General features: G+C 60.7%; 20 protein-coding genes. 2 read left to right on the top strand and 18 right to left on the bottom strand.

Annotated elements, in window-relative coordinates; all coding sequences use genetic code 11:
* Window positions 1–50: 50 nt before the first annotated feature.
* The 5 genes from ACIQUI_RS14895 to ACIQUI_RS14875 form a co-directional block, all read right to left on the bottom strand.
* On the bottom strand, window positions 51–536 hold the full coding sequence (locus ACIQUI_RS14895; RefSeq protein WP_403199785.1) for a hypothetical protein: 486 nt from the start codon (window positions 534–536) through the stop codon (window positions 51–53).
* A 59-nt stretch (window positions 537–595) separates the two neighbouring features.
* Window positions 596–2,419: a phospholipase effector Tle1 domain-containing protein gene (locus ACIQUI_RS14890; protein ID WP_403199784.1), complete on the bottom strand. Its 1,824-nt coding sequence runs from the start codon at window positions 2,417–2,419 to the stop codon at window positions 596–598.
* 28 nt (window positions 2,420–2,447) lie between these two features.
* The gene (locus ACIQUI_RS14885; RefSeq protein WP_403199781.1) at window positions 2,448–2,900 is read right to left on the bottom strand and encodes a hypothetical protein; all 453 of its coding nucleotides are present in this window, start codon (window positions 2,898–2,900) and stop codon (window positions 2,448–2,450) included.
* Between the two features lie 75 nt (window positions 2,901–2,975).
* Window positions 2,976–3,377 (bottom strand): hypothetical protein, encoded by a 402-nt coding sequence (locus tag ACIQUI_RS14880; RefSeq protein WP_403199778.1) that lies wholly within the window; start codon window positions 3,375–3,377, stop codon window positions 2,976–2,978.
* A gap of 171 nt (window positions 3,378–3,548) precedes the next feature.
* The gene (locus ACIQUI_RS14875) at window positions 3,549–6,515 is read right to left on the bottom strand and encodes a DotA/TraY family protein (protein ID WP_403199775.1); all 2,967 of its coding nucleotides are present in this window, start codon (window positions 6,513–6,515) and stop codon (window positions 3,549–3,551) included.
* Between the two features lie 928 nt (window positions 6,516–7,443).
* Between ACIQUI_RS14875 and ACIQUI_RS14870 the strand changes: the two genes are divergently transcribed.
* Together ACIQUI_RS14870 and ACIQUI_RS14865 are read left to right on the top strand one after the other, a co-directional pair.
* Window positions 7,444–8,040 carry a hypothetical protein gene (locus ACIQUI_RS14870; protein WP_403199772.1) on the top strand — a complete coding sequence of 199 codons (597 nt, stop codon included), beginning with the start codon at window positions 7,444–7,446 and terminating at the stop codon, window positions 8,038–8,040.
* Window positions 8,041–8,050: 10 nt separating this feature from the next.
* A complete protein-coding gene (locus ACIQUI_RS14865) occupies window positions 8,051–8,404 on the top strand; it encodes a hypothetical protein (RefSeq protein ID WP_403199770.1) in 354 nt (117 codons plus the stop codon).
* A gap of 42 nt (window positions 8,405–8,446) precedes the next feature.
* Here the strand turns inward: ACIQUI_RS14865 and ACIQUI_RS14860 are convergent, their stop codons facing one another.
* From ACIQUI_RS14860 to ACIQUI_RS14800, 13 genes are all read right to left on the bottom strand, one after another.
* Entirely contained in the window at window positions 8,447–9,310 is an 864-nt protein-coding gene (locus ACIQUI_RS14860; RefSeq protein WP_403199768.1) for a hypothetical protein, read from the bottom strand.
* A gap of 36 nt (window positions 9,311–9,346) precedes the next feature.
* Entirely contained in the window at window positions 9,347–9,919 is a 573-nt protein-coding gene (locus tag ACIQUI_RS14855) for a hypothetical protein (protein WP_403199766.1), read from the bottom strand.
* Window positions 9,920–9,924: 5 nt separating this feature from the next.
* Window positions 9,925–10,728 carry a hypothetical protein gene (locus ACIQUI_RS14850; RefSeq protein WP_403199763.1) on the bottom strand — a complete coding sequence of 268 codons (804 nt, stop codon included), beginning with the start codon at window positions 10,726–10,728 and terminating at the stop codon, window positions 9,925–9,927.
* 288 nt (window positions 10,729–11,016) lie between these two features.
* Window positions 11,017–11,811: a hypothetical protein gene (locus ACIQUI_RS14845; protein WP_403199760.1), complete on the bottom strand. Its 795-nt coding sequence runs from the start codon at window positions 11,809–11,811 to the stop codon at window positions 11,017–11,019.
* 12 nt (window positions 11,812–11,823) lie between these two features.
* The gene (locus ACIQUI_RS14840; RefSeq protein ID WP_403199757.1) at window positions 11,824–12,810 is read right to left on the bottom strand and encodes a hypothetical protein; all 987 of its coding nucleotides are present in this window, start codon (window positions 12,808–12,810) and stop codon (window positions 11,824–11,826) included.
* A gap of 134 nt (window positions 12,811–12,944) precedes the next feature.
* Window positions 12,945–14,255 (bottom strand): type IV secretion protein, encoded by a 1,311-nt coding sequence (locus tag ACIQUI_RS14835; RefSeq protein WP_403199754.1) that lies wholly within the window; start codon window positions 14,253–14,255, stop codon window positions 12,945–12,947.
* Window positions 14,256–14,310: 55 nt separating this feature from the next.
* Window positions 14,311–14,529, bottom strand: coding sequence for a hypothetical protein (locus tag ACIQUI_RS14830; RefSeq protein WP_403199752.1), 219 nt, complete (start codon window positions 14,527–14,529; stop codon window positions 14,311–14,313).
* 103 nt (window positions 14,530–14,632) lie between these two features.
* Window positions 14,633–15,832, bottom strand: a complete 1,200-nt coding sequence (locus tag ACIQUI_RS14825) for an ATPase, T2SS/T4P/T4SS family (RefSeq protein ID WP_403199750.1) — start codon at window positions 15,830–15,832, stop codon at window positions 14,633–14,635.
* Window positions 15,829–16,776 (bottom strand): type IV secretory system conjugative DNA transfer family protein, encoded by a 948-nt coding sequence (locus ACIQUI_RS14820; protein WP_403199747.1) that lies wholly within the window; start codon window positions 16,774–16,776, stop codon window positions 15,829–15,831. The genes ACIQUI_RS14825 and ACIQUI_RS14820 overlap by 4 nt, the downstream gene beginning before the upstream one ends.
* A 14-nt stretch (window positions 16,777–16,790) precedes the next feature.
* Window positions 16,791–17,291 carry a DotD/TraH family lipoprotein gene (locus tag ACIQUI_RS14815; protein ID WP_403199745.1) on the bottom strand — a complete coding sequence of 167 codons (501 nt, stop codon included), beginning with the start codon at window positions 17,289–17,291 and terminating at the stop codon, window positions 16,791–16,793.
* Window positions 17,292–17,373: 82 nt separating this feature from the next.
* Window positions 17,374–17,913: a transglycosylase SLT domain-containing protein gene (locus ACIQUI_RS14810; RefSeq protein ID WP_403199743.1), complete on the bottom strand. Its 540-nt coding sequence runs from the start codon at window positions 17,911–17,913 to the stop codon at window positions 17,374–17,376.
* Window positions 17,901–18,518 carry a hypothetical protein gene (locus ACIQUI_RS14805; protein ID WP_403199740.1) on the bottom strand — a complete coding sequence of 206 codons (618 nt, stop codon included), beginning with the start codon at window positions 18,516–18,518 and terminating at the stop codon, window positions 17,901–17,903. Before ACIQUI_RS14805 ends, ACIQUI_RS14810 begins: the two co-directional genes overlap by 13 nt.
* A 117-nt stretch (window positions 18,519–18,635) precedes the next feature.
* On the bottom strand, window positions 18,636–21,587 hold the full coding sequence (locus ACIQUI_RS14800; protein WP_403199738.1) for a TraM recognition domain-containing protein: 2,952 nt from the start codon (window positions 21,585–21,587) through the stop codon (window positions 18,636–18,638).
* Window position 21,588: the final 1 nt, after the last annotated feature.

Raw genomic sequence — 21,588 nt, 5'->3', positions numbered from 1 at the left:
TTGATAAACAGATGATCAATTTTCCAACATGAAAACTGACAAACAAAAGCTCAACCAGAGCAGTATTGCCCAGCCAGCTGGTGAATGCGCGCAGCTGATTGGGCCTGGGCTCGAGCCTGCTCGCATGCCCACAGCAGGGTTGCCTGATCGGGAACGCAGCCAGCCCCGGCGGGCTTCTTCGCCAGGTACCATAGCGCGCGCATGACAAAGAGCGGGTCGGCGTTCAGCTGCGGATCCCCTGCTGCCTGCAGGGAACCAATCAGCGCCTGCAGCGCATTGACCAAGCCCTGTTCCTGGCTGAACTGGACCAAGGTACCCAGCGCCTGCGGTTTCATGGAAGGGTGAATCGTCAGCGGCGTGCAGTGTTCGGCGTCGAGCAAATCCCAAAATGTCACGCCGTCCTTGCAGACCATGCCCACGCGACGACCACCCGCCATGTCATCGACCTCGATGAAGGTGCCTGGCTGATATTTGTGGATTTTCATCTTCTCGCCCTTACCGATTGACTCGCCGACCATCGCCGGCAACAGATGCATTCTAAGCAAGCAGGCAGCAAAAAACCTTACTCATGTGCCGACGACACTCAGGCTGGCCGTCAAGGCTCGGGAGCCTGCCAGCTAACGGTTCGCTGCAACTCCGGGGTAACCGGGCAGGCAACCCTGGCTCGCACCAGCGGCTTGCCATCTTCCCCGGGAATTTCGTAATCGTCCGTCAAACGGCCTTCCGGCCGCTCGGCAATCCATTGTGCGGCCTGCTTGAGGCCATCATGAAGCAAACCTGCCTGCGCATCTTGTGCCACGTGCTGCATGTCGACAGCGATCAGCACACCACTCTCAGCCGCGAAGGCCGGTGCCTCATAGGCGGCCTCCAGGCTGCCCACCACATTGCCGTTGGTGTCGCGGAGCATGATCGGGTCATCAATCCTCAGAGGGGCTCGATTGCGCGCAGAGTCACCGGCCTCTTCAACAATGCGACTGGCCTCATACTCAAAGCCCAGGTCAGCAAAGGCCGATGAGCCTTGGTGGTCGATGCGAAGCACTGCATACTTCGGCAGCAAGCTCGGGGTTGGCAGCGGTACCTCTTCAAGGCCGAGCCGTTGAATGTGCTCGATCTTCGGCTTCGAGTCCGCAAGCAATGACGACAGCTCTGCGACCTGCCTCCTGGACTGCTCGGCCTCCTCTGCCTCAAACCGCTTTTTCCGAGCCTTTACTGTGCTGCTCACGCTGCTATCGGGCTGGTAGTCAGGCAGCGACGAAGAACCTTCGACCTTGTCGCTCCACCCTAAGAAGTTCTGACCTAGCTCCTTGCCGATACGTCGGATAACTGGCTCGCCACGCGAACCATCATTTTCAAATATGACTTTGCGGCCATTCACCGCGTGATCGAAAGGCTTTGTCTGCCAGTCCAGAGGCCCCAGGATCTTCCACCCCAGCACGTTGGCCGTGCCGCGCTCCGTCGGAAACGGTCGATTGTTGAGCACTGTCCAAGACCCATTCGCCTCGCGCTTGAATGCCTCATTGCCTTTGAGCAATCGAGAGTCGATCAACGCCTCCTGCAACCGGTCAGGGTGTTTGATCAAAGCGTTGTATTGCTCGATACGCTTCATTTCTTCCGGCGGCAACGGGCCCAATTCGACGCCTGCAGACTTCAGACGGTCGTACATGAAGGCCAGTGGACCAGCAGCCAGCAAATCGTTGCGGTAGCCACCACCCACTTGAGAGTGTGCGCCTGCGAACCGCACTTCTTCAGTTCTTGAATTGTCGTCGTTACGCAACGCGCTGGTCAGCGGAAATGTCGTACGGTATTCGTGCATGGCCACCAGGTGAGTGGTCGACTTTACGTTCTTGCTTATTTCCAGGTTCTTGTCAGTGTGGCTTTCCGTTATCGGCACGCCATAGGAGGCAACAGTGTCGAATATGGCAAGTTTGTTCACTTGCGCCTGGCCAGGGGGAATCAGGTACTCCCGGGTCGCTTTCCACTGGCTATCAAGCTTAGGTACACCCCGATCAATGATCACGTTTGCCAAGGCACGGGCCTGCGCTGCGCCACGGCTGAAGCCGATCACGTTCAGGTCGACCTGCAGATCATGGTTCTTGTTACAAAACGCGACAACGGCCTCGTAGGCTTGCTCGATACGGTTCTCGCTGCCGCGCCCGGTACCACGTTCGATCAGCGCAATCGGTGTACTGCGCTGATGGCTACCCACCCCGTCAAAGTAGATCTTTTCTGACAGGCCCAGGTAATGTGCGGGCTCATAGGCGACGGCCTCGTGGCCGGAGTTTCGGGAAAGGTTGGTACCTTTCGCCGCATCACACTCATAAAGACGGGCCACGTTAGTGTGGCTGCCCAAAGGTTTGTCGTTGTCCTTGCTATTGGCCGTACCGTCAAAGTACACGCTAAAGTACACAGTCTTACTCATGTCATATCCCTATGAACAACTGCACGCGTCAGCCTTCATTCAACTTCAGAATATGGGCCTTTACCGCCTCACCCGCCTGCTCGATGAAATCACCGAAAAACGCCTTGCCCAAGCCCCGCAACGGCGACCCGTCCAGTGAGTCCGCAGCCGCCTCCACGGTAACGATGGCAAACTGCTCGGCAATGATTTCGACACTGCGCTTGCGCATCCAGGGCTCGTCATACGGCTTCTGATACCACGTGGCAATCTGGTATTGGATGTCGTCCCTCTCGAATGCCCGATACAAATGTTCGGCCAGTGCAATAACGGTTTCCCGGATCAAACCGGGATCAATATCCTGCGCCTCGAGCATCGCCTCTACAGGAGCGTTGGCAACCGCCAGAAGATCCGCAGTGGTGTAGCCCGGCATCGGTGGAAATACGCCGGGGGGCAACTCAACGGCAGCACCTTGGCCATCACCTTTGCTGTCTTCGTCTTGCATATCCATATCCTCTTGCCGCATGCCAAATGTAAGGTCCCAAAGCCTGTTGCAGGGCCTGCAGAACTGCCTGCCCGGTCAGCCCTCGCCCAGCTCGCCATCACGCCGCAACCGCTCAGCAGCAGCCCGGTACAGCATTGTCAGATCCTGCCTGGCACCCAGCACTTCATTGTGAAAAACCGCCGAAACAAACGGCGCCACCTTGAAGAAGTCCGGCAGCACCTGCGGAGCACTGGCATGGATCGGAAAAACCGGATTGGCAGGCGCAGCCAACTGGAATTCATAACCAAACCCACCCAACCCCGCACGCTCGGACAATGCCTGGGCAATACACAGCACCGCCACCAGCCCGATTTCCGCCACGTCGTCGGCGTACAGCTCACCACCATCGTAGATAAACTGCTCACCACGCACGATAGCCTGGTCCGCCAGGCCGATCAGAAGCCGTCGAAGCTGGTCTTCCAGTTGATTCTCATCCATGCGAAGCCTCCGCCAAGCGATCCGGGTCAGTGTTCAAGATACGCACACGATTGCGCGCTAACGTCCAAGACAACCTGCTGCGGGGAAAATTCCGCCCCATGCTGGCAAATTGCCTGACCGTAACTGCACCCACTCAGTGTCAATACATGCACGGCATGACCACTCTGTCGTTCATCGATGTTCGTCATCGCTGCCTTTGTCGCCTGCCGAGTCGCTTCCAGCGGGTAGCGCGGCATCATTGAACGATTGACTTTGCGGGGCGGAACTTTCCGCCCCTGCATCTGCTGCAGACTGTTCCTGTGCCGTGTCACTACCGGCAGGAGGCGCCCCGCCCTGCAGCGAAGCCATGAACGCCTCGATTCGGGCGTCTGCACCTTCGTGGTAAGCCGCCTTGCCCTCCGACATCGCGGTCGAAAAAGCCTGCTTGTAATCAGCCCCGGCAGCACTGGCGGCAGAGGCCAGGCCTGCACCTGCAGTCAGTGCGCCAGCCGATACCGCGCCACGCATCCGGTTACCCAGGGAAGCGGAGCCAGCGTTGCGGAAAGACTCCACACCGGACCGCCCCGCAGATAAAGCAGCACTACCCGCGCCGCGCATGGCCCTGGCTGTTGAGGCGGTGCCCCCGGCGATCACCCGCCCCAAGGCGACACCAGCCGCTTCGCTGCGTTTCTCGCCGAGCGTACGGCTGTCATTCGACGCGGTCTCACCTTTCGCACCGCCCCCTTTGGCCGCACCACCGGCGCCCTGGCCGTTCGCGCTAAGCAGTGGCGTCTTGCCCCCCGGGCCACCACGCGGCCCACCACCCTTGGGCCCACCGCCTTCAGGGCCGCCGTCAGGAGAGTCGCCATCCGGGGATGACAGCCTCTTCTGTCCACCCCCCAGGCGCATGCCCGAGCCAGAACCCTGCAGCTTCGAGCCTACACCTGCGACGCCAAGGCGCATTTCCGATGTCGCGCTGGTTTCACCCATGCTGCCGAGGCCACCGCCGATCCAGCTCAGCACCTGGTCGGGCAAGGTCTGGGGCAGGCCAAAGATCATGTACAGCACAGGCAGCAGGGTCAGCCCGAATACCATGAACCACCAGGCAAAGGTCAGGAACTCTGCAATCATACCCACGCCCCCCGTCGAGGAGACGACCGCACCTCGCATGGCAAAGAAGCCCTTGGCTATGTAGTCGATCACAGGGTCGGAGACCAGCACCGCCGCGAACAACCCCAGGATGGCCAGCGCAGGGCGTGCGAACAGCGACAGCAGCAGCAGGTAACCCTGGGTTTGCGAGCCCACGAACGTTCTGTCCGGCGTCATGTGCATGACGGCCCACAGCGGCGCGGCGATGATCGATTGCAGCACGGCGAGTACCCAGCCGACGAATACGATCATGAACAGCGTGTAGGGCAAGCTGGGAAGGAACACGGAAAAGTAGAAGGCCAGAGGCTCGATGTAAGTGGCCATCAATGCAAGCTGCTTGACGGGCACTTCAATCACCCAGTCCCAAAGCGGGGTGACAATCTTGTCGGCCTCAAACCCGTTACCCATGATCTTGGCTGCGGAGACCGTACCGGCAAGCAAGCGCACGGTCGTGGTCGTGGTCTTGATCGCGACATCGGCAAGCAGTATCCCGCCGCGCGCAACGCTCAGGTAGTCACCCACACACTTCATGCGGTTGAGCGAGCCGCCCATCTGCCCTGCGGTTCCGCAAAGCGGCGTCTGCCCGTTACTGCCTGCGCCCGTGGCAATCTCGACCACATTCAGCATCATGCCGTTGACGAACGACGACATCTTGCTGTCCATGTCTGCCCGCAAGGACCCCACGTTGATGTCGGTTTTGGGGTCCTTGGGTATAAGGCTGGCAAGATCTTCCGGCTTGGTGGTCTTGGCCTTGGTGTAGCTCTCCTTCTCTTCAGCCTTTTTGTTGATCGCTTCGGTAACAGTGGTCACGCTATTGCTCAGAAGCAGGTAACGCGCATCCACAGGCAACCCGGCCAGGGACGGTGCGCCCACCGAGCCGACCGGCTCTGCCAGCACGCCCGCAATCTGGCCTCGCACCATACCGACCCGCTGGAACCAGCCGCCAGCGGCTGCCCAGCCATCGTCGGTGAGGGTTTTCAGAAAGTCCTTGAGGCCACTGTCTACTTCACCCTGCTCGTTGCTCACCTCAGTGACGAGCGCAGTGGCAATCTGGCTTTCCCAGGTCTTCACGATCTGGTTGAAACGGTCGGAGTCGACTTTGTCCCAACCCGGCTCATTGATGCTCGCAGGCCACGAGTCGACCCAGCTGTCCAGGTCTGCCATCAGGTTGCTGGCAGCTTCGATCTTCTGCCCTTGCACCTGCTGACGCACCTTCTCCAGGGCCTGGGGAATGGCGTCGGATTTGGTCTGTGCCACATACGTGGACAGCTTCACCGTGCCACAGAAAGGCTGGCCACCGGCCAGGTTGGTCACCGCATTGCGGTCCTTGATGAGAAAGGTCGACTCGAAGCGGCCATCAACTTCGATGCGCTTGTCGGCAGCCTGCTTGCTGACGCCCTGGCTGGTTTTTTCGCTCTTGGACTGGACCTTCGGCGCTTCGGCCGGGGTGGGTCCTGCGTAGATGGCATTTGCAGCCTTGGCGCAGTAGGAAACGGCAATGTACTGGCGCGCAAAATCGCGCAGCCCGTAGAAGTTGCCAGGCTGGTTGACGCCCTGAACGATACCGTCTGCCGACAGGACGCCAATGGCCATGCCTGCCTTGTAGGTGCCATTGGCAAAGCCGATGCCCCACAGCGAGAACATCAGAACGATCAGCTGGATGAACGAGAAGCCGCTGGTGGTCGGCAGCAGCACTGCGCCACCTGCCACGATCCGCACCGGCGTCCACAGGGACGACCAGCTCTTGCCCATCGCCTCACCGTCATTGGCCGTATTGGTCACCCCCATCACTGCTACGTACGAGACGATCAGCGAGCCGATGATCAGGATGCCGCTGTTGAAGAAACCGAACATGGTGGCAAGGATGTTCGCGCCAGCCTCCACCTTGTTGGGGTCGGTGCCATTGACCAGCGAATAGATGACCGGACCGAAGATCCGGTCAAGCATCGCGACCGACTGGTCGGTGCAGGCACTGGGGTCGCTGCATGGAGAAAACGGCATCTGGGCCATTTGTGAATACCTACCTGAATCGAGTTGCGGACGGTTGATCTGAATCGTTCGCGACGAATTCCCCTTGGAATGCTCCGTCGTCCTTGAGTTGAGCTGTCGAGCAGCCCGGCAAGCGCGTGCCTGCACAGCGTTGCTTTCGAGCCTGAGCCATTGCGCACACCACAAGCTGCGACCCACCAGATATCAAAAGCCCGGCAATCTTAAACCAGAAATCGCAGATTTATCAAAATATTGTTATGAAAGAAAACTAACAAATCACACAGGCAGGCTGGTCAGTACTTGTAGACGCTGATGCCATCAAGGTTTCAAGGTAAAATGTAAAGTCGTGTAAATATTGGCATTTAGCCATCAAATCAGGGGTTAAATGGTAAAAAACCGTGATAACCTCCACACTACCAAGAGAAGATTTCCTTCTGGATGGATCATTCTTCAGATACTGCTTTCATAAGCCATGCCGCCGGTTTTCAGGCGTCAATATGATGATGCAGGGCTGTTATTCGCTGCCCAGCGCCCACCAGAGAGGTATGGAGCGCATCGCGCCGTACGCGAAGCCGGGCGGCAGCTCAATATTGATGGAATCGCCATACCACGGGCGCTCGAGCGTGGCCGGCCTGGTCTGGAAGGGATTTTTTCACCGATGCTTCTGTCGTGCTCGAGACAAGCTCTACAGGGATACTTCAAGTAACCAAAAAGACGATTTATCCAGCGTATCCACAAGAAATGTGACAGCAAAAATGCTAAGGTCAATCGAGCATGTGAACCCGCAGGGTTCGTAAGGGTTTACCCACAGCACGTCAGCGGAATATCAAACGAGATCCGCATCAGCCTACGCGACGTAAATAAGGCGAGCCGCGCAGGGAAGCAGACGCTGCTGGATGCCGACTGGTTCGGGCGCGCTCAAGCCCCTGTGATTAAATGACGGACATAGATGCAGCTATCAATACGCGATGCCAGCCGATTCGTGATCGGCGCCGGGTCGATGCGGGAGAGGGCCATAGCGGCCTCTGGCAACCCGGCAATCAGCCTTGAAAACGTAGCGCAAGCCGCGCTGCGGGAGGGCCCTGACGGCCAGAAAATCCGGCAGACGATCGACACACTGGCTGAACAAGAGTCGGCGTGGCTGCGCAATACGCCGCCTCACACCCTGAGCACCGACCGAGTCATGCAAAGCCGTGCAGCCGAAGTCAGTGCATTCACCGCCATCCATCGCGCCGTGATCAGCAGCGTGGCCTTCGAAGCCGCTGCCGCGAGCGAAAAGGGGGAAGCGGAAACCGGCCTGCGCCAATCGCTGACCGGTGCTATCGAAGCGATCGATCACACGCCAGGCTCCCGGGCTGATCGAGAGGGGCTGCTGGCCAACCTGCGCGACCAGGTGCTAGCAGTGGCCTCGGACGGCGACTTCATGAAGCGTGTCTTACGCCAGAGCGAACAAGCCTACCTGGCTGCCGACCTCGACAAGACATTTGCCCGTTACGCCAATCCATCGCTGCCCCGCAGCGAGGACCTCGACGAGTACAGCCTGTAAGGACACAACCATGCCGAACGCGCAGGATTTCCAGAGCTTCACCGCCTCCGTTTTCCCGTCACAAACCGCGGAAATCGTCATAGCCAAGCAGCCCGCGCTGGCCGATTACGGCCAACAGCTGCGCAGCGCCGTCAACCAGCTGCCACCCGAGGCCTCACGCACCCTGCTGGGCGAATATGGCGTTACCTCACCGGCGCTTGTCAGCGGCATCGAAGACGCTATCGTGCAGCGTGAATTTGCCCACGAGCACGCAGCGCAGCAGGCAAACCTCAATCAGAACTGGCTGAGCGCCGCAGATGGGCACACCTCAGGCATCGACGAGGCAGTGGCGGCAGCAGACGATACCTGGAATACGGCGCCATAGTCGCCGTACATCTCTCCGCCGAAACCGCCCCACCGATCCAGGTCAGCGCGCGGCGGCCTGCTGTGAAACGCTCTTGTAAGAGCGCATACCATCACGGCACGACATCGAAGCAACGGTGAACTGCACCTCATATTGCAAGTACTCGCTCGCCGCGATACTTGCCGGGCGCCGCCCCCTGTCCACGGTCGAACTGTAGGCAAGTACCGCATCGCACGTGGTCCACTCACCGGACCGGGTATTGAGCTTGCTTGCCTTCGAGCGCATCTGCGCCGCGAACCCGGCATCATCCATGACAACCGGAATGCGATGAGGGGTGGTCACCAGGGCCACATGGCGCCCACTACCCTCCCCCATGAAGCCTGGCGTGATGGTGATGTTGCCATTGCTGTCGACGCGCGGAATCGCCGTGAAGCGCGTAGTGAACTGCTGGGTAGCGGCCAGCTGGCCAATGGTCTGGCCTTTCAGCCTGGCCCAGTAAGCATCAGGCGGATTGCGCGCATCATAGGTGGGCGCGGCCCTGTCATAAGGGTTGCCCGCCAGCCTCAGTTCCGCCTGACGCTGGAAATAGCCATCGCGGCATGACGCATTGGTATTGCTGTCCAGGTCTTGCCCGGATTTCGCACTGTAGAGCAAGGCGCTCGCGCAGGCGAAGTCATACCGGCCATTGAAATACAGGTACAGACCACTGCCGGTCTGGCTCTTGGTCGGTATCAGGTCCAGCCCGCCGCTGCCCGCGCCACCCGCAACGCCAGTGACAAGGCCACTGGGCATCATCGATGTCAGCGAGCTGACCGCCTCGTCCGAGAAACGGATCTTGGTCGTACCGTCAGGCATCTGCTCGGTCGTTACACAGCCCGCCATCGCCGCAGCGGCCAGCACGGGCAGGATGAGTCTGCACTTGGTCATGCACGTATCCTTACTTGAAAAGTCTGCTTGAGCGCGTCAGAAGAACCGCCCCATGTCTTGCTGCTGAACCTTCGCCTGGCGGGTGTCGCGCAACTGGCGCACCACATCGCCCGGGCGCACCGGGACAGGCTCGCCACACGGTTCGCCCACCTCGACCACATAGCCGTCACGCACCATCACCTGCACGAACTGAACGAAACGGGCAGCGGCCATGCGCGCACGCTTGCCACCCTCGTCGACGAAAATGCCGAGCGCCAGGGGTGGCATGCGCGAATCCATGAAGTTCACGCCCTCGACCGACAGGTACAGCCGGTCAGAAACGTAGGCAGCCTCGAACGGCATGCACGAAACCCAGGCAACCTCGAACGGCTGCACGCCCACATACAAGGTGTCGCCCTCGAGGGCGAAACTGAAGCGCCCACTTTGCATGGGCGAGAGCAGCATCACACGGTCATGCCCAGGGTGGCGCAGCACTTCGTCCCGCTTGAAGTTCGCCGTCCAGCGCAGAAAGTTGGCATACCCCACCACCTGCCTGGCCGCCCGCGCTACACGGGCCCGCTCCTCTGCACTTATTGCTGGCCCGACATCCTTATGGCCCTGGATCCCCATGTAAATCAGTCCTCGTGCTTTTTGCGTTTTTCCAGCATCCCGAAGAAGTCATCCAGAATCTTGTTCAGCATCTTCTGCGGCGTGTGGCCAAAGTTCTTGGCGTGTTCAGACACTCGTTCATGGTTGTCATTGCGCAAGGTGTAGGCGTTGGACGGGTCTTTCTTGCGGTTGCGGAACGAAATCAACCCCGAACGGCGCGCCATCGACATCATGCGCTCGTAGTCCGTGTGCGAAATGTTGAATTTCTTGCGGATATCGACCTTGGTCAGGCGCTCGTCCGCCTTCATCAAGCGCACCGACTCCACCATCAGGTTGTGCAGCTGATTCAGCCGCACCAGGTGGTTGAACCCGCTGTCGATCTGCCCCCGCTCCACCGCCCCGCGATCGGTGTCCGGACGCGCCAGGCCACTGGAGAGGTTCTTCAATACGACTTCATCGGACAAGTCGAGCGGGTTTCGGTTCTTCTTGGTTTCCTTGAAATCTGGTGATTCGCCGCTCAGGTAGTACACCGAGCCCTGCTTGGCAATTTCCACTTCCAGAAATGAACACGCAACCATGAAGATGTCTTCGGTGCACAGCTTGCGCGACACGCCCTGCTGAATCGCCTCGCGGCTCAGCGGCTCGTCGGCGGCGCGCATGGCGGCCTGGGTATGCTTGGCCCGCTGGATATCCTGGACCATGTTGAAATACGACTTCAACGGCAGCACCTTGTCCGACAGGTTCACCAACGGATGCAACTCTTTGACGGTGTCTGCCAGTACATCTGGCGAGGGGACCAGCAGCGACCTCAGGCCCTGGGCAAGGGACAATAACTTGGCCCCGTCTTTAACTTCATTCGCTGGTCGCATATACGTACCTAAGATTTACAATCCAAAAAAGTCTTGATGTGCCTGCACAGGGACGAACACCCCGCTCAAGCAGAACAGCGGCGCCAGGCTTCGTGGGCCCGGACCGCTCTCATTCTCCAATCCTGGAAAAGATCCTCCTTCGGCACCGCAAGGCTGCATCCGGGCGACGCGAGAGGGTTCCCCGCCATTCTACGCGCCCGCAAACCAGCGAAAGACATACCCCATCCGTGAAGCAGGAAGCAATGGCAATCATTGCGGCGCCAGGCACCCAATGTCACCGCCCTGACCAGGATCAAGCCCCATGGACTGCAGGGTCTGCTTGGTCAGTTCCACCTGCGCCTTGATCGACTCCGGGTCGTTCGCCATTTGCTGCGCGACAGCATTTTCAATCGGCGACTGGGAGGAAGCAAGATGAGACAGGGTCGCCATCACTGCAATTACCACCAAAGGCGGTACCAGCCAGGCCATCGCGGTCTTGCGCCGGCGCGATCTGGCCTGGCGCTCGGCATCGCTCGCAGCCTGCTCGCGCAGGGCTTTGCGCGAGGGCTGTGGCGCTGCACTCGGGTACTGCGGCGCAGCCATGGACAGCGGCTGAAATACTTCTGTCGGCACGCCCGCCCTTTCAGCTTCTTCGCGCTGGAAGTAATCGTTCAGGGCTTCGTTCAGGCACTGCGACAGCGCTTGGCGCACCGTGTAGCCCACCAAGGCAGGGTCAATGTGGGTAAGCGCCCCCTTGCGATCTGCCTCGGCATGAAACACCAGCTGCAAGGCAGCCAGCTCATGATTGGCCTGCACCCCGGCATCGCCCTGGATCGCCAGGCTGACGCTGCCTTTCAACACCCGCTGATGGCCATCGTCTTCGACCGCATCAAAACCGGAAACGACCAGCGACAGCTGCTGGAATGCCCTGGCAATACGCACGGTACGGGTAGCCCGCTGTGCGTCATGGGGGCTTTGGCTGTCGAACACCACCAGCAGGTGCTCGCCGGAACCGAAGATGCGGATGCTGGGATCGAACTCGAAGTTCGGCGCTTTGGCTTTCATGTACTTTGCTCCTTAAAGTTTTCCAAAGATGTCTTCAAGCACGACCGCCTGCGAAAGGCCGGTCATCATCCTTGGCTTCCCTGTACGGTGATCAATGAAGAATGCAGCCGGCACGCCCGCCTGCTCCTTGCCGTTGTGTTCGAATGCGGCGAACAGGAACGCCAGGTTGGTGCTCAGTTGTTCGACGGTCTCTGGCGATGGCTCGGAGCGCACCTGCTCATGCTTGCCCAGCACCCGCGCCAGCATCTGCTGGTCCTTGGTCTGCAGGATGGTGGCCGCCAGCGGTACGCCGTCTGCCGGGTTACCCAGCGCTGCCGACGGGATCCACTTGATCGAGTGGCCCTTGGCTGCGTATGCCCGGGTCAAATTGTACGCTTCGCGGCAGTACGGGCAGCGTGGGTCGATGATGATGTAGACGGTATCGCCGATACCGCCCTTGCCTTCCTTGACCCCTGCCAGGGAGTCAACGGTCTTCATCGACTCCGGGATCGCCCCCTTGAAGCTGCCATCCATGGCCGCGGCCTCGCGCACGCTCGGTGCTTCAACGGGCGACATCTGCGGGGCTGCGGGTACTGTGGGCGCAGCGGGCGCGGCAGCGACGGCGGCGGCAGCAGGGGGCGCGATGGCAGCCTGGGCTGCGCCAGGCAAGAAGGCATCGGAGATGTTGCGGCCTGTTTCGGCATTCCAGGCCACGCCGGTGAACAGCACTGCAGAGTCCGGGGTACTGAACAACACCACCTGATGGCCGTTCTTTTCCACGGTCCAGGCAGTCAGCCCGCCAAGGCCGACCGGGCGGGCACTGACAATGCGCCCATAGCGCGATACCCGCTGTGCGGTCAGGTCATCGAGCTCCTGCAAGGCGGGGTTAGCCGAGGCGGCACCTTGAGCGGTGATGAAGGAAGAGAGGTCCGCCGTTTGTGCCGGGGCGGCATGGGCGACTGAAACCCCCGCCGCCAGCGCCGCCAGCATGGCGACAGGTCTTGCAATCACACCTTTCATGGCTCGATGTCCCTATTAAGAATCCAATACGACCGTATTCTAACAAAAAAGCAAAAAAAGGCACCAAAAAAACAAAAAAGGGCCATCTTTATAGATGGCCCTTTGATGCTACTCAAACCCTGAAGGCCAAGGCCTCAGGCTGCTCCTTCATCCATCGCCGAAGCTTGCCTGGCTGCATGCCTGTCCTGCTCCATGGCCTCATAGCGCTGCTTGTCTGCGTCGGAATACTTGTACACCGACATCGCCAGCTCAAGCCCGTTGACCGCCTTGTCCAGCTGCGGTTCTGCCAGCGATACACCCGCCTTGCACTCATACAGGAAGTGCGACAGGATCCCCGGCGCTTCCGGGAACCCGGCCTGGCGCCCGATCGTCTGCAGGGCGTACCACATGTCGCGGTCGTAGAAGCGCAGCCAGCGCATTTCCGCCGGCGGCAGCACACCCAGGCGGCGCGCCTGGAAGAACATGGCGAAGATGATGGTACGGACGAATGCATGCGCATGCAGGATCGCGCTGGCATTGGGGTGCTTGATGTATTTCTGGATGATCGCCCGCGGCACCTCCAGCGGCACGTCGGGCTTCAGCCAGGCATAAGGCTCGCCATCCTGCGCGGCCTTGCCGACAGGCGCCTTGAACTGATCCCAGCACCAGGCAACCATGTAGTCGCTGTCAGCCATCGCCGCCTTGAAGGCGCTGTCATCCAGCGCCGTATCGGTGGCAATCACTCGCGGCAAAGCGATCGCCACCAGCAGGGTTTCTGCCGGCGTCAGGTTGGCTACCCGGGTCCAGTGCTGGCCCAGCTGGCGACGCATCACCTCGGTGGTTTTCTCGCGATCGAGGGTTGGCGCCCAGCTGCGATCCGACTGCGCCTGCCAGCCACTGATCAGCAAGTGCTGGTAGGCGAACTGGCGCGATGTCTGCGACATGCCAAACACCGGGTGGTCCAGCGGCTGGGCGATCAGGTCGAGCTCGGCGAACATGCGTAGGTGCGGGTACTGCGCCTTGTTCTCCTGAACGAAGCTTTTGATGTTGTGGGTCTTGGTGAACCTGAGCTTGGGGTGGGTCTTGTTGATACGCAGGAACATGCGCACCGACAGGGTCACGATCAGCACCAGGAAAAAACCGTTGATGAGCAGCGACGACGAAGTGATCTCACCCCACGCCACGCTGGAAAAATCGCGCTGGCAGGCGCCGATGATGCCATCCGGCGCACACATGCGCCCGACCCACTGGTTGATCGAGGCGATACCAGGAAGTGCCGCGAAGTCTCCCAACACGCTAGGCACCCACAATTCCACGTAACGAATGTAGGTGTACGCCTTGGCAATCTTGTCATGGGCGAAGTACCAGGCTCCCCACCCGCCCAGGTAAAGCACCGCCATGATCCCGAGCAAAATGGCGGGGTCATCCCAGGTAAAGCTTTTCTGCCCACCTCCCTGTTGCTTCATTCAATTCCTCCTCTGGCCGCCACAAAGTTGCTGCCGGTCATGTCTGTCCTGCCAGCTACCTGGCCAGTTCCTTGAGCAAGTTGTGCGTGGTACGCACTCGCCCCACCATGAACACTGCGGCTCGGCGGCAAACCGCGCGCACGGTCATTTTCTTCACCACCTCGATGTAGACCAGAGCGAACGTCATGCACAGGGCCAGGGGCAGCAAAAACTTCCACAGCGCCGGCACCAGCAGCAACATCAGCCACGGCAAGGCGGCGCTTGCGTTGATCACGAAAAATCGTGCGGGTGGAGCGCATCTGCTCCAGTGATACCGTCCTGTTGCCATAACCTCTCCGTAAAATCGTTGCAGTCAGCATTGGTGGGCAGCCAGCCCCTCAGCCGTGGCGCAGATCGCGGGCAGTCGCCTCGCTGATCAGGCCCGCGGCCAGCAGGCGATCCGCCTCGGCAGCAAAGGTATGCCCTTCTTCACGCACGAACTCGGCGACCCGCTGGGTTACCCGGCCCATGTCGGTCAGGTCCATCAAATTGTCGCGCACCTGCTCGGTGAACCGCAGCCACGAGCGCGCAGCAGTGCGCTTGCCATCAACCGTTGGCACCAGCTTCTGCGCCATCATGAAACGGCTGGTGTCGACCAGGTCGTAGATCGCCGTGGCCCGCTCCTGCTCGGGAAAGCGCGAAATCATGCGGCGCATGATCGCTGCCACATCCTTGGCGTGCACCGTGCCGAACACCGGGTGCCCGGTCAGCGACAGCTCCACCGCTGCGCGAATGGTTTCCTGGTCACGCAGTTCGCCGATCACGCACAGGCCCGGCGCACGCCGCATGGCCTCACGGTTCGCTCGGTAAAAGTCCTTGAAGTGCGTGGGAATCTGCGACTGCACGAAGATCGAATGCTTGCTCTGGACCTTGTCGTAGGTGAACTCGATCGGCTCTTCGTGGCTGATCAGGTTGCCCTTGATCGGCGTGTCGTTTTCCAGAATGAAGCGGTTGATGGCAGCAAACGTGGTGGTCTTGCCATGGCCGGTAGCCCCAGCGATGTAGACGATGCCATCGCGCGGCGTGGCCATCCTGACGATTTCCTCGCTCAGCCCCACATCCTGGATGCGTGGCGGGTCGTCGGGAATGGCCCGGATCACGATCTGGCACGAGGTATCGCCATGGCAGGCGATGGGCGAGGCGTTCACCCGGTAGGCATACCGCAGGCGTGCGCCGCGGGCATCCTTGCGCTGCGGGTCGAACAACTCGTAGCGCTCGTTGACCGCCGTGCCAGAGACGATATCGGTGGTGGCGGTATCCCGGTTGGCCGCCATCTTCAGCAGTTCGTTGACTTCCCCGACATCCAGCGCACGCCGGGTCACCGCATACATCTTGCCGTACTTCTTCACCACCACCGGCAGTGCCGGCTGGATGAAGATGTCACTGACCCCATGGGTCAGGGTTTCCAGCATCATTGCCTTGAACTGGTCGGCGCGATCAAAACGAAACGGGTCTTCGTAACTGGTCAGGCGCTCCAGGCGCTCGATCATCGCACCCGGCTCCAGCATCATCACGTCGTCGTGAAAGTCCTGCTTCATTGCCGCCCGCCTTCAGCGCCCGCAGGCTGGGCGTGCACCTGGCCTCCCGCTGGCGCGGCGAAGGCCTCGGCCCCTGCCGGCTGGCGGGCAGGCGCTGGCGACGGCGCCGGGCTGCCGGCGCGGTTTACCGGCGCACGGTGTGGCGGGTTGGCAATGGTGGAGGTGGCGATCGAACTGCGCCACACGTTCATGTTGTCGTTGAACGCTGGCAGGGCAGTGATGCGCAACAGGGTTTCGTCCACTGCCATCGTGCGCCCCTCCTTGGTAACCGGGATCGCCGCACCGGAAATGATCGGCATGGTGACCTGGCCGTGACGGGCAAACTCGCTGAAACGGCGCATGCCATCGATATCGCGGTTCATCCGGTCGAAGCCGTAGGTCAGCATCAGGTTCGCCTGCTCGACGCCCTGTTGCCAGCCTTCACGTACCGCCAGCTTCCACACCCGCTCTTCCTCATCGGAACGCGGCACCAGTGCCGACACCAGCGAAGTGCGGTCGAAGCTCGGCAGCGGGAAGCTCAGGTACTCGCGCCAGCTGGGCGGCACCGAAGAGAAGCGCGCCTGCGACTCGATCTTGTAGGCTGCCCCAGACAAGCGCAGCGTGTAGTCGCCCTCCTGGTTGTACAGGTGGCGCGCTTCGGTGATCACCGGCGGTACCACGCGATCCTGGATCATCAGGCTGCTGAAGTCGTAGACCGTGTCGAACTCGCGCTCGCGCAGCTTAAGGGCGCTGTTGATATTGGTCAGCTGCCACGCCAGGCCAGCCTTCACTCCCACCTGCAATGCCGCATCGAGAATGGCTTCACCACGGGCGGCCGATGCCTGGTTCTTCTCGTCGCGCATGGCTTCGATCGCCGAACGGGCGTCGCCGGCTTCACCCTGCTGCTGAACGTAGGCGGGTTTGTCATAGAGGCGCTCGGCGTCCTCGAGGGTCATCGGGGGCATGTCCATTGCCATGTTCAGCCCCTCCCCAGCGCCAGCGGTACCGGCTTGTAGATCAGGCGCAGCGTATTGGTGCTCTTGTCCAGCACCACATCGGCACCGGTATCGATTTGCGCCCCGACATCCTTCAGCACGTTGATCGGCGTTGCCTTGCGCACCCACACATTGATGGGTTTGAGGTCGACGCGCTTGCCGCTCTCGACATAGGCATAGCCATAACGGCTGGCGAAGGTCTGCAGCAGCTCCTGGGGCTTACCGATGAAGTCGATGTCGACCTGGTCGGTGTCCACAGCAGCCTGTCGCGAGGCCGCCTGCACACGGTCGGCATTCAGCCGCGAAACATAGGTGTGCTGGGAGTTGACCGCGACCGATACCTTGTCGGCGATGATCCGGCTGGCAAACGCCTCGGTGTCTTCGGTCGTAGGCTTGGCCGAGCTTGCACAACCACCCAGCGCAAACAGTGCCAGCAGCACACCACCAGCCTTGCAGGCGCGTGCACCCATGAGCATTCCTTTCATGTAAAAAACTCCTGAAGTTGTCTTGTTCATCGACCCGGGGTAACCCTTGCCCAGGTGCCTCGGCAACCTGTGGCGGCCGGCCTTACTGGTAGCTCACCACCAGGCGGGCGTGGCGCTGCCGCTCGAGGTACTTGCCCCATTTCACCGCCAGCGGGATCAGGTCTTTCTTGTAGATGTCGTTGAATTTGCGGGTACGCGAGTGGTAGTTGGCGGCGCGGGTCCAGAAGTCCTGGCCGTTGTTTTCGTCGAGCTTCTGGCGCAGCAGCCATGCCGCCAGTTCTGCGTTGTAACAGCCCCGCCAGGCCACATCGGACTTGGTAATCGCCGGGTACGCAGCAAACACGCCTTTCGGCCCCCAGTGGGTGGTATTGATCTGGAAATGGCCAAGGTCGAAGCTGCCGTTGCGGTTCGACACGCTTTGCCCGTTCTTGCCGCTTTCCTTGCTGGAGATGGCCAGCAACACGTTGGCCGGTACGCCCTGGCGCTGGGCGGCCTGGACGACACAGTCGATGTCCGCCGGCCGCACGGCGTAGAAGTCATCAGCCAATGCCTGCACAGAGCAGCACATCAGCGCGGCGAACAGCCACTGGAGCCGGTTGCGTGCCATGGTCAGATGATCCATTTCTGATGCTGGAACCAGAACCAGAACGCACCCTCGACGAACAGCTGCCCGCTGGCGACCTGCCAGCTGCGATAGGACTTCTTCATGCCGAATACCCACAGTGCGAAGCCCATCGACAACCAGTTGAGGGCAACCAGAATGCCTGCGCCGGTCGCCAGCATGTAGACGAAGCCGGCAATCGCAAACAAGCTGGCAATGAAGAACGCCCGGGAGTGCAGCCGGTGGCTACGGGCAATCCGGTCGATCTCCTCACGCTCGATGGTGGTCAGCTGCGCCTTGACCCGCTCATTGCGGTAGCGTGCGGCATGCGCCTTGACCTGCTTGACGTCATCTTCTTCGAGCAAGGCAAAGTCACAGTTGTTGCAACCCCAGCTGTGTAGCACGCGCATCTTGCCCTTCGGCCCCTGCTCGAACTCCTGATGATCATCGTCTGCCTTGGTCAGCACACCCCGCTCGCATTCGGGGCAAGCCGGGCTGAAGTTGGACCGCCAAAGTGCCTTGATGTGCTGGTTGCCCATGCGCAGCTGATTCACGCCCAGTGCCGCCATCGGCATGGTGACGAACGCGAATTTCGCGGCTTTCTTCCCTGAACTGAACAACCCCATCGCCTCACCCTAGCATGCAAAAAATCTTGTTTCTGATTATCTGTCAGATATCTATCGTCGTCAATTTATGACACAAAATAGACTCGCGTGCCGACTGACGGCCATGGTGCCCACTACCTACTCGCGTGGCGGCTCTTTCATCATCAAGCGGCACTGGGCCTGCAGGTTGTTCAGCCGCTCACGCATGCCGGCCACACCCTCGGTGCCGGGCTCAGGCGATACGTGGTAAGCCGTTTGCCGGGCGATTTCTGCGCAGGTTTGCTCGATCCGCTCTTGTGCGGCCCACTTGTCCGACAGCGATGCAAACGCTTCGCCGCTGGCCATCACCTGCATGTCGAGCATCTGTTGTGGCACGACCATGGCCAGCTCACGTGCCCATTCATCGTCAAGCTCCTGTTCGTCTACCGCTGCAACGGCTGGCGTCACCGGGGTAACTGCCAACAGGTCGGCAACAGCCAGGATGCTTGCCTGGATTGCCTCCGGGCTCATGGGCTCAACGTGCGGCGTAAGCACCGGCGCCGCTGTAGCCACTGGTGCAACCGGCGCCTCGGCAGGGGCCTGCGGCACCGTCTTTTCTGCCTTCGGCGCTACCGGTGCCGGCTTTTTCAGGTCGCCGGACAAATACGCACCGAGCACGCCGAACGAGGTGTCCAGCCGGCCCAGCAAAGGCCGGTCAGGGTCGGCATAGTTATGCTCGAACACACTGTGCATGCGGGCAAAGGTGGGGTCCCCCTTCACCACCGCGCGCACCCGTTTGGCGAAAGAACCGTCCTTCAGGCTGTCGACGAATGCCTGGCGTGACTGTCGGTTCTGCGGCAGGTCCGAGGGCTCGGGCGGCTCGACCGGGATGAAATCGTTGATGCGCATTTCCTTCGGCGCCGGGCCGGCCGTGTAGAAGCCCAGACCGCGAATTAGCGCCACGCCACCCGTCTTGCCATTTTGCGATTTCTTGCCGATCAGGAAGGTGAACTCGCCGTTCTCCTGCATGGCGACGTCGTCGTAGTTCAACCGGCTGCGCTGCTCGATGGCAATGTTGTCCGACTGGCGCAGCTTCTCGTTGCCCGCAGTGCGCTCGAAGTTGCCCAGCATGGCCTGCGAAGACTCGGCCGCCGCACCCTGCACGCGGCGCCAGGTTTCCGACTCGGTGCCCGAAGTAAGGCGGCCGACGGCGCGAATGTTGGTGTTTTCCCAGGTGGCATCCGCCTCTTCCGCGCTGGACTTCTTCAGTGAGGAAAAGTCCTGCGCGGCGAAGGTGACGCTGAAGCCCAGGCTACGCGCCTGAGCAGGCGCCACTGCAAAGCCGACCACGGCGTAATAGCCGTATTCGTCGAGGATGGTATAGAACGGGAACTTCGAGCCGGTCGGCCGGCTGTCGATGATTTCACGCACCACCCCTTCGACCCGGTTGCCCAGGCAGCCGGCCATCATCTGCTTGATGCTGCCTACAATCATCTTGCCAAGCATGCGCATGCTGTCCGGTGCCCGCTCCAGGGCCGGCAGCAGCACCACCAGCAGGCGGCGGTTGATTACCACATCGTAGAAGTCCACGTCGCCGACGCGGGTCTTGAAGATATGGCCGTAGTTGAAGGTCAGGTCGTTGAAGATCCGCCCCAGCTGCATGACGATATAGCCGTGCTGCTCCAGGGTCTTGGTTTCCTGCTTCTTGAACTTGGCCTTCTGGTAACCCGGCAGCGTCAGCAGGTACGAGCGCAGCGGCGCCACGATCACGTCGAACATCTCGCCGTATTTGCCGTTGTGCTCCCACACCAGTTCTTCGATGACGTTGAGCTCGAAGTATTCCAGGTACTTCTCGGGCGACAGGTTGATGTGGCCCTTGTCCCGCAGGTAGGTCAGCGGCCGCGTCAGGGCCGCCACGAACATGATCGCCCGCCCCTTCCACATGTCACCGCCGCCACCGGAGTCATCCATCAGCGACACGATCAGCTCGATCAACATGCCCGACGAGGTATTGCCCATCATGTTCATGTTGTTGGTCACCTTGTCGACCTGCTTCTCGACGAAGTCGCGGCCAGAGGTGATGAAGTTGATGATCAGCAGGTCATCTTCGCGGCCCAGGTAGCGCGACAGGCGAAAGATTTCCTTTTGCAGCTTGGGGTCACCCTTGCCGTCGACGTAGATGAAGCCGGTGTTCTGCACCAGGGCATTGAACACGATGCCGAGCAGCAGCTCGGTGTTGTGGGTGACCAGGCTGTCGTCGGTGATGTACAGGTGATGCGGGTGATCGATCTCGATGCACTGGCAAGGCGCCTGGCCGGCAGCGGTCACTTTCCACACTTCGGCCCAGCCGTTGAACCTGGCCGAGCCGCGCTTCTTGCGCACCTTGGGCAGCATCACCACGATGCCGCGCACCATCAGCTCGCGAATGGCGTCGGTGGTGACGGTGTGGGCCTCTTCGCTGCCATCCTGGCCGTGGGTAAGCACCCGCCACAGGTGGTCACCCGTGGCTTGCGCCCGGCGCCCGTCACGCGTGGCCACGGTCCAGATCGGCTGGATACCCTGCTCGATCACACGCAGTACCGCAGCCTGCTTGCCATCGGGCGTGCACACGCTGTCGCCGACCTGTATGCGGCCCATCTGCACCCAGCCGCCCGGTGTCAGCACCTTGGCATGCTTGGGTTGCGGCTTGCCGGAGCCGGTAGTGCCCAGCACCAGCTGATGCGTGCGCAGGTCGCTGTCGCCGGCGTAGATCTGCTCCTTGCTCTCCAGATCATTGCCGAACAGGGTCACGCCCTCGCCTTTCTTCTTGCCCTTGTACGAGCCGTCATTGACGTCCGCCAGCTTGGGCACCCGGTAAGGGAAGTCGAACGTGCGATTGTCGACGTCGACGAACTTGCGCTTGAACGCCCAGGCCAGCAGCAACAGCAGCTCACCGGAAAAGGGCACCTTGATCGAAATCAGCGCCAGGACCGGCAGCGCGAACGTACCGAACACCGCGCCATCGGCCGACTGGAAGAAATCACTGAAGCGCTGCCCGGCCAGGCGGGTATCCTTGCGCCGGCGGCTGCTGCTGATTTCATGCTGACGGGATGCGCCCTTGTACTGAGCCATC

Source organism: Pseudomonas sp. NPDC090592 (assembly GCF_044769185.1).
Taxonomy (GTDB): Bacteria; Pseudomonadota; Gammaproteobacteria; order Pseudomonadales; family Pseudomonadaceae; genus Aquipseudomonas.
Note: the sequence above shows the minus strand (reverse complement) of the source record. Positions and strands in the feature narration are given on the sequence as shown.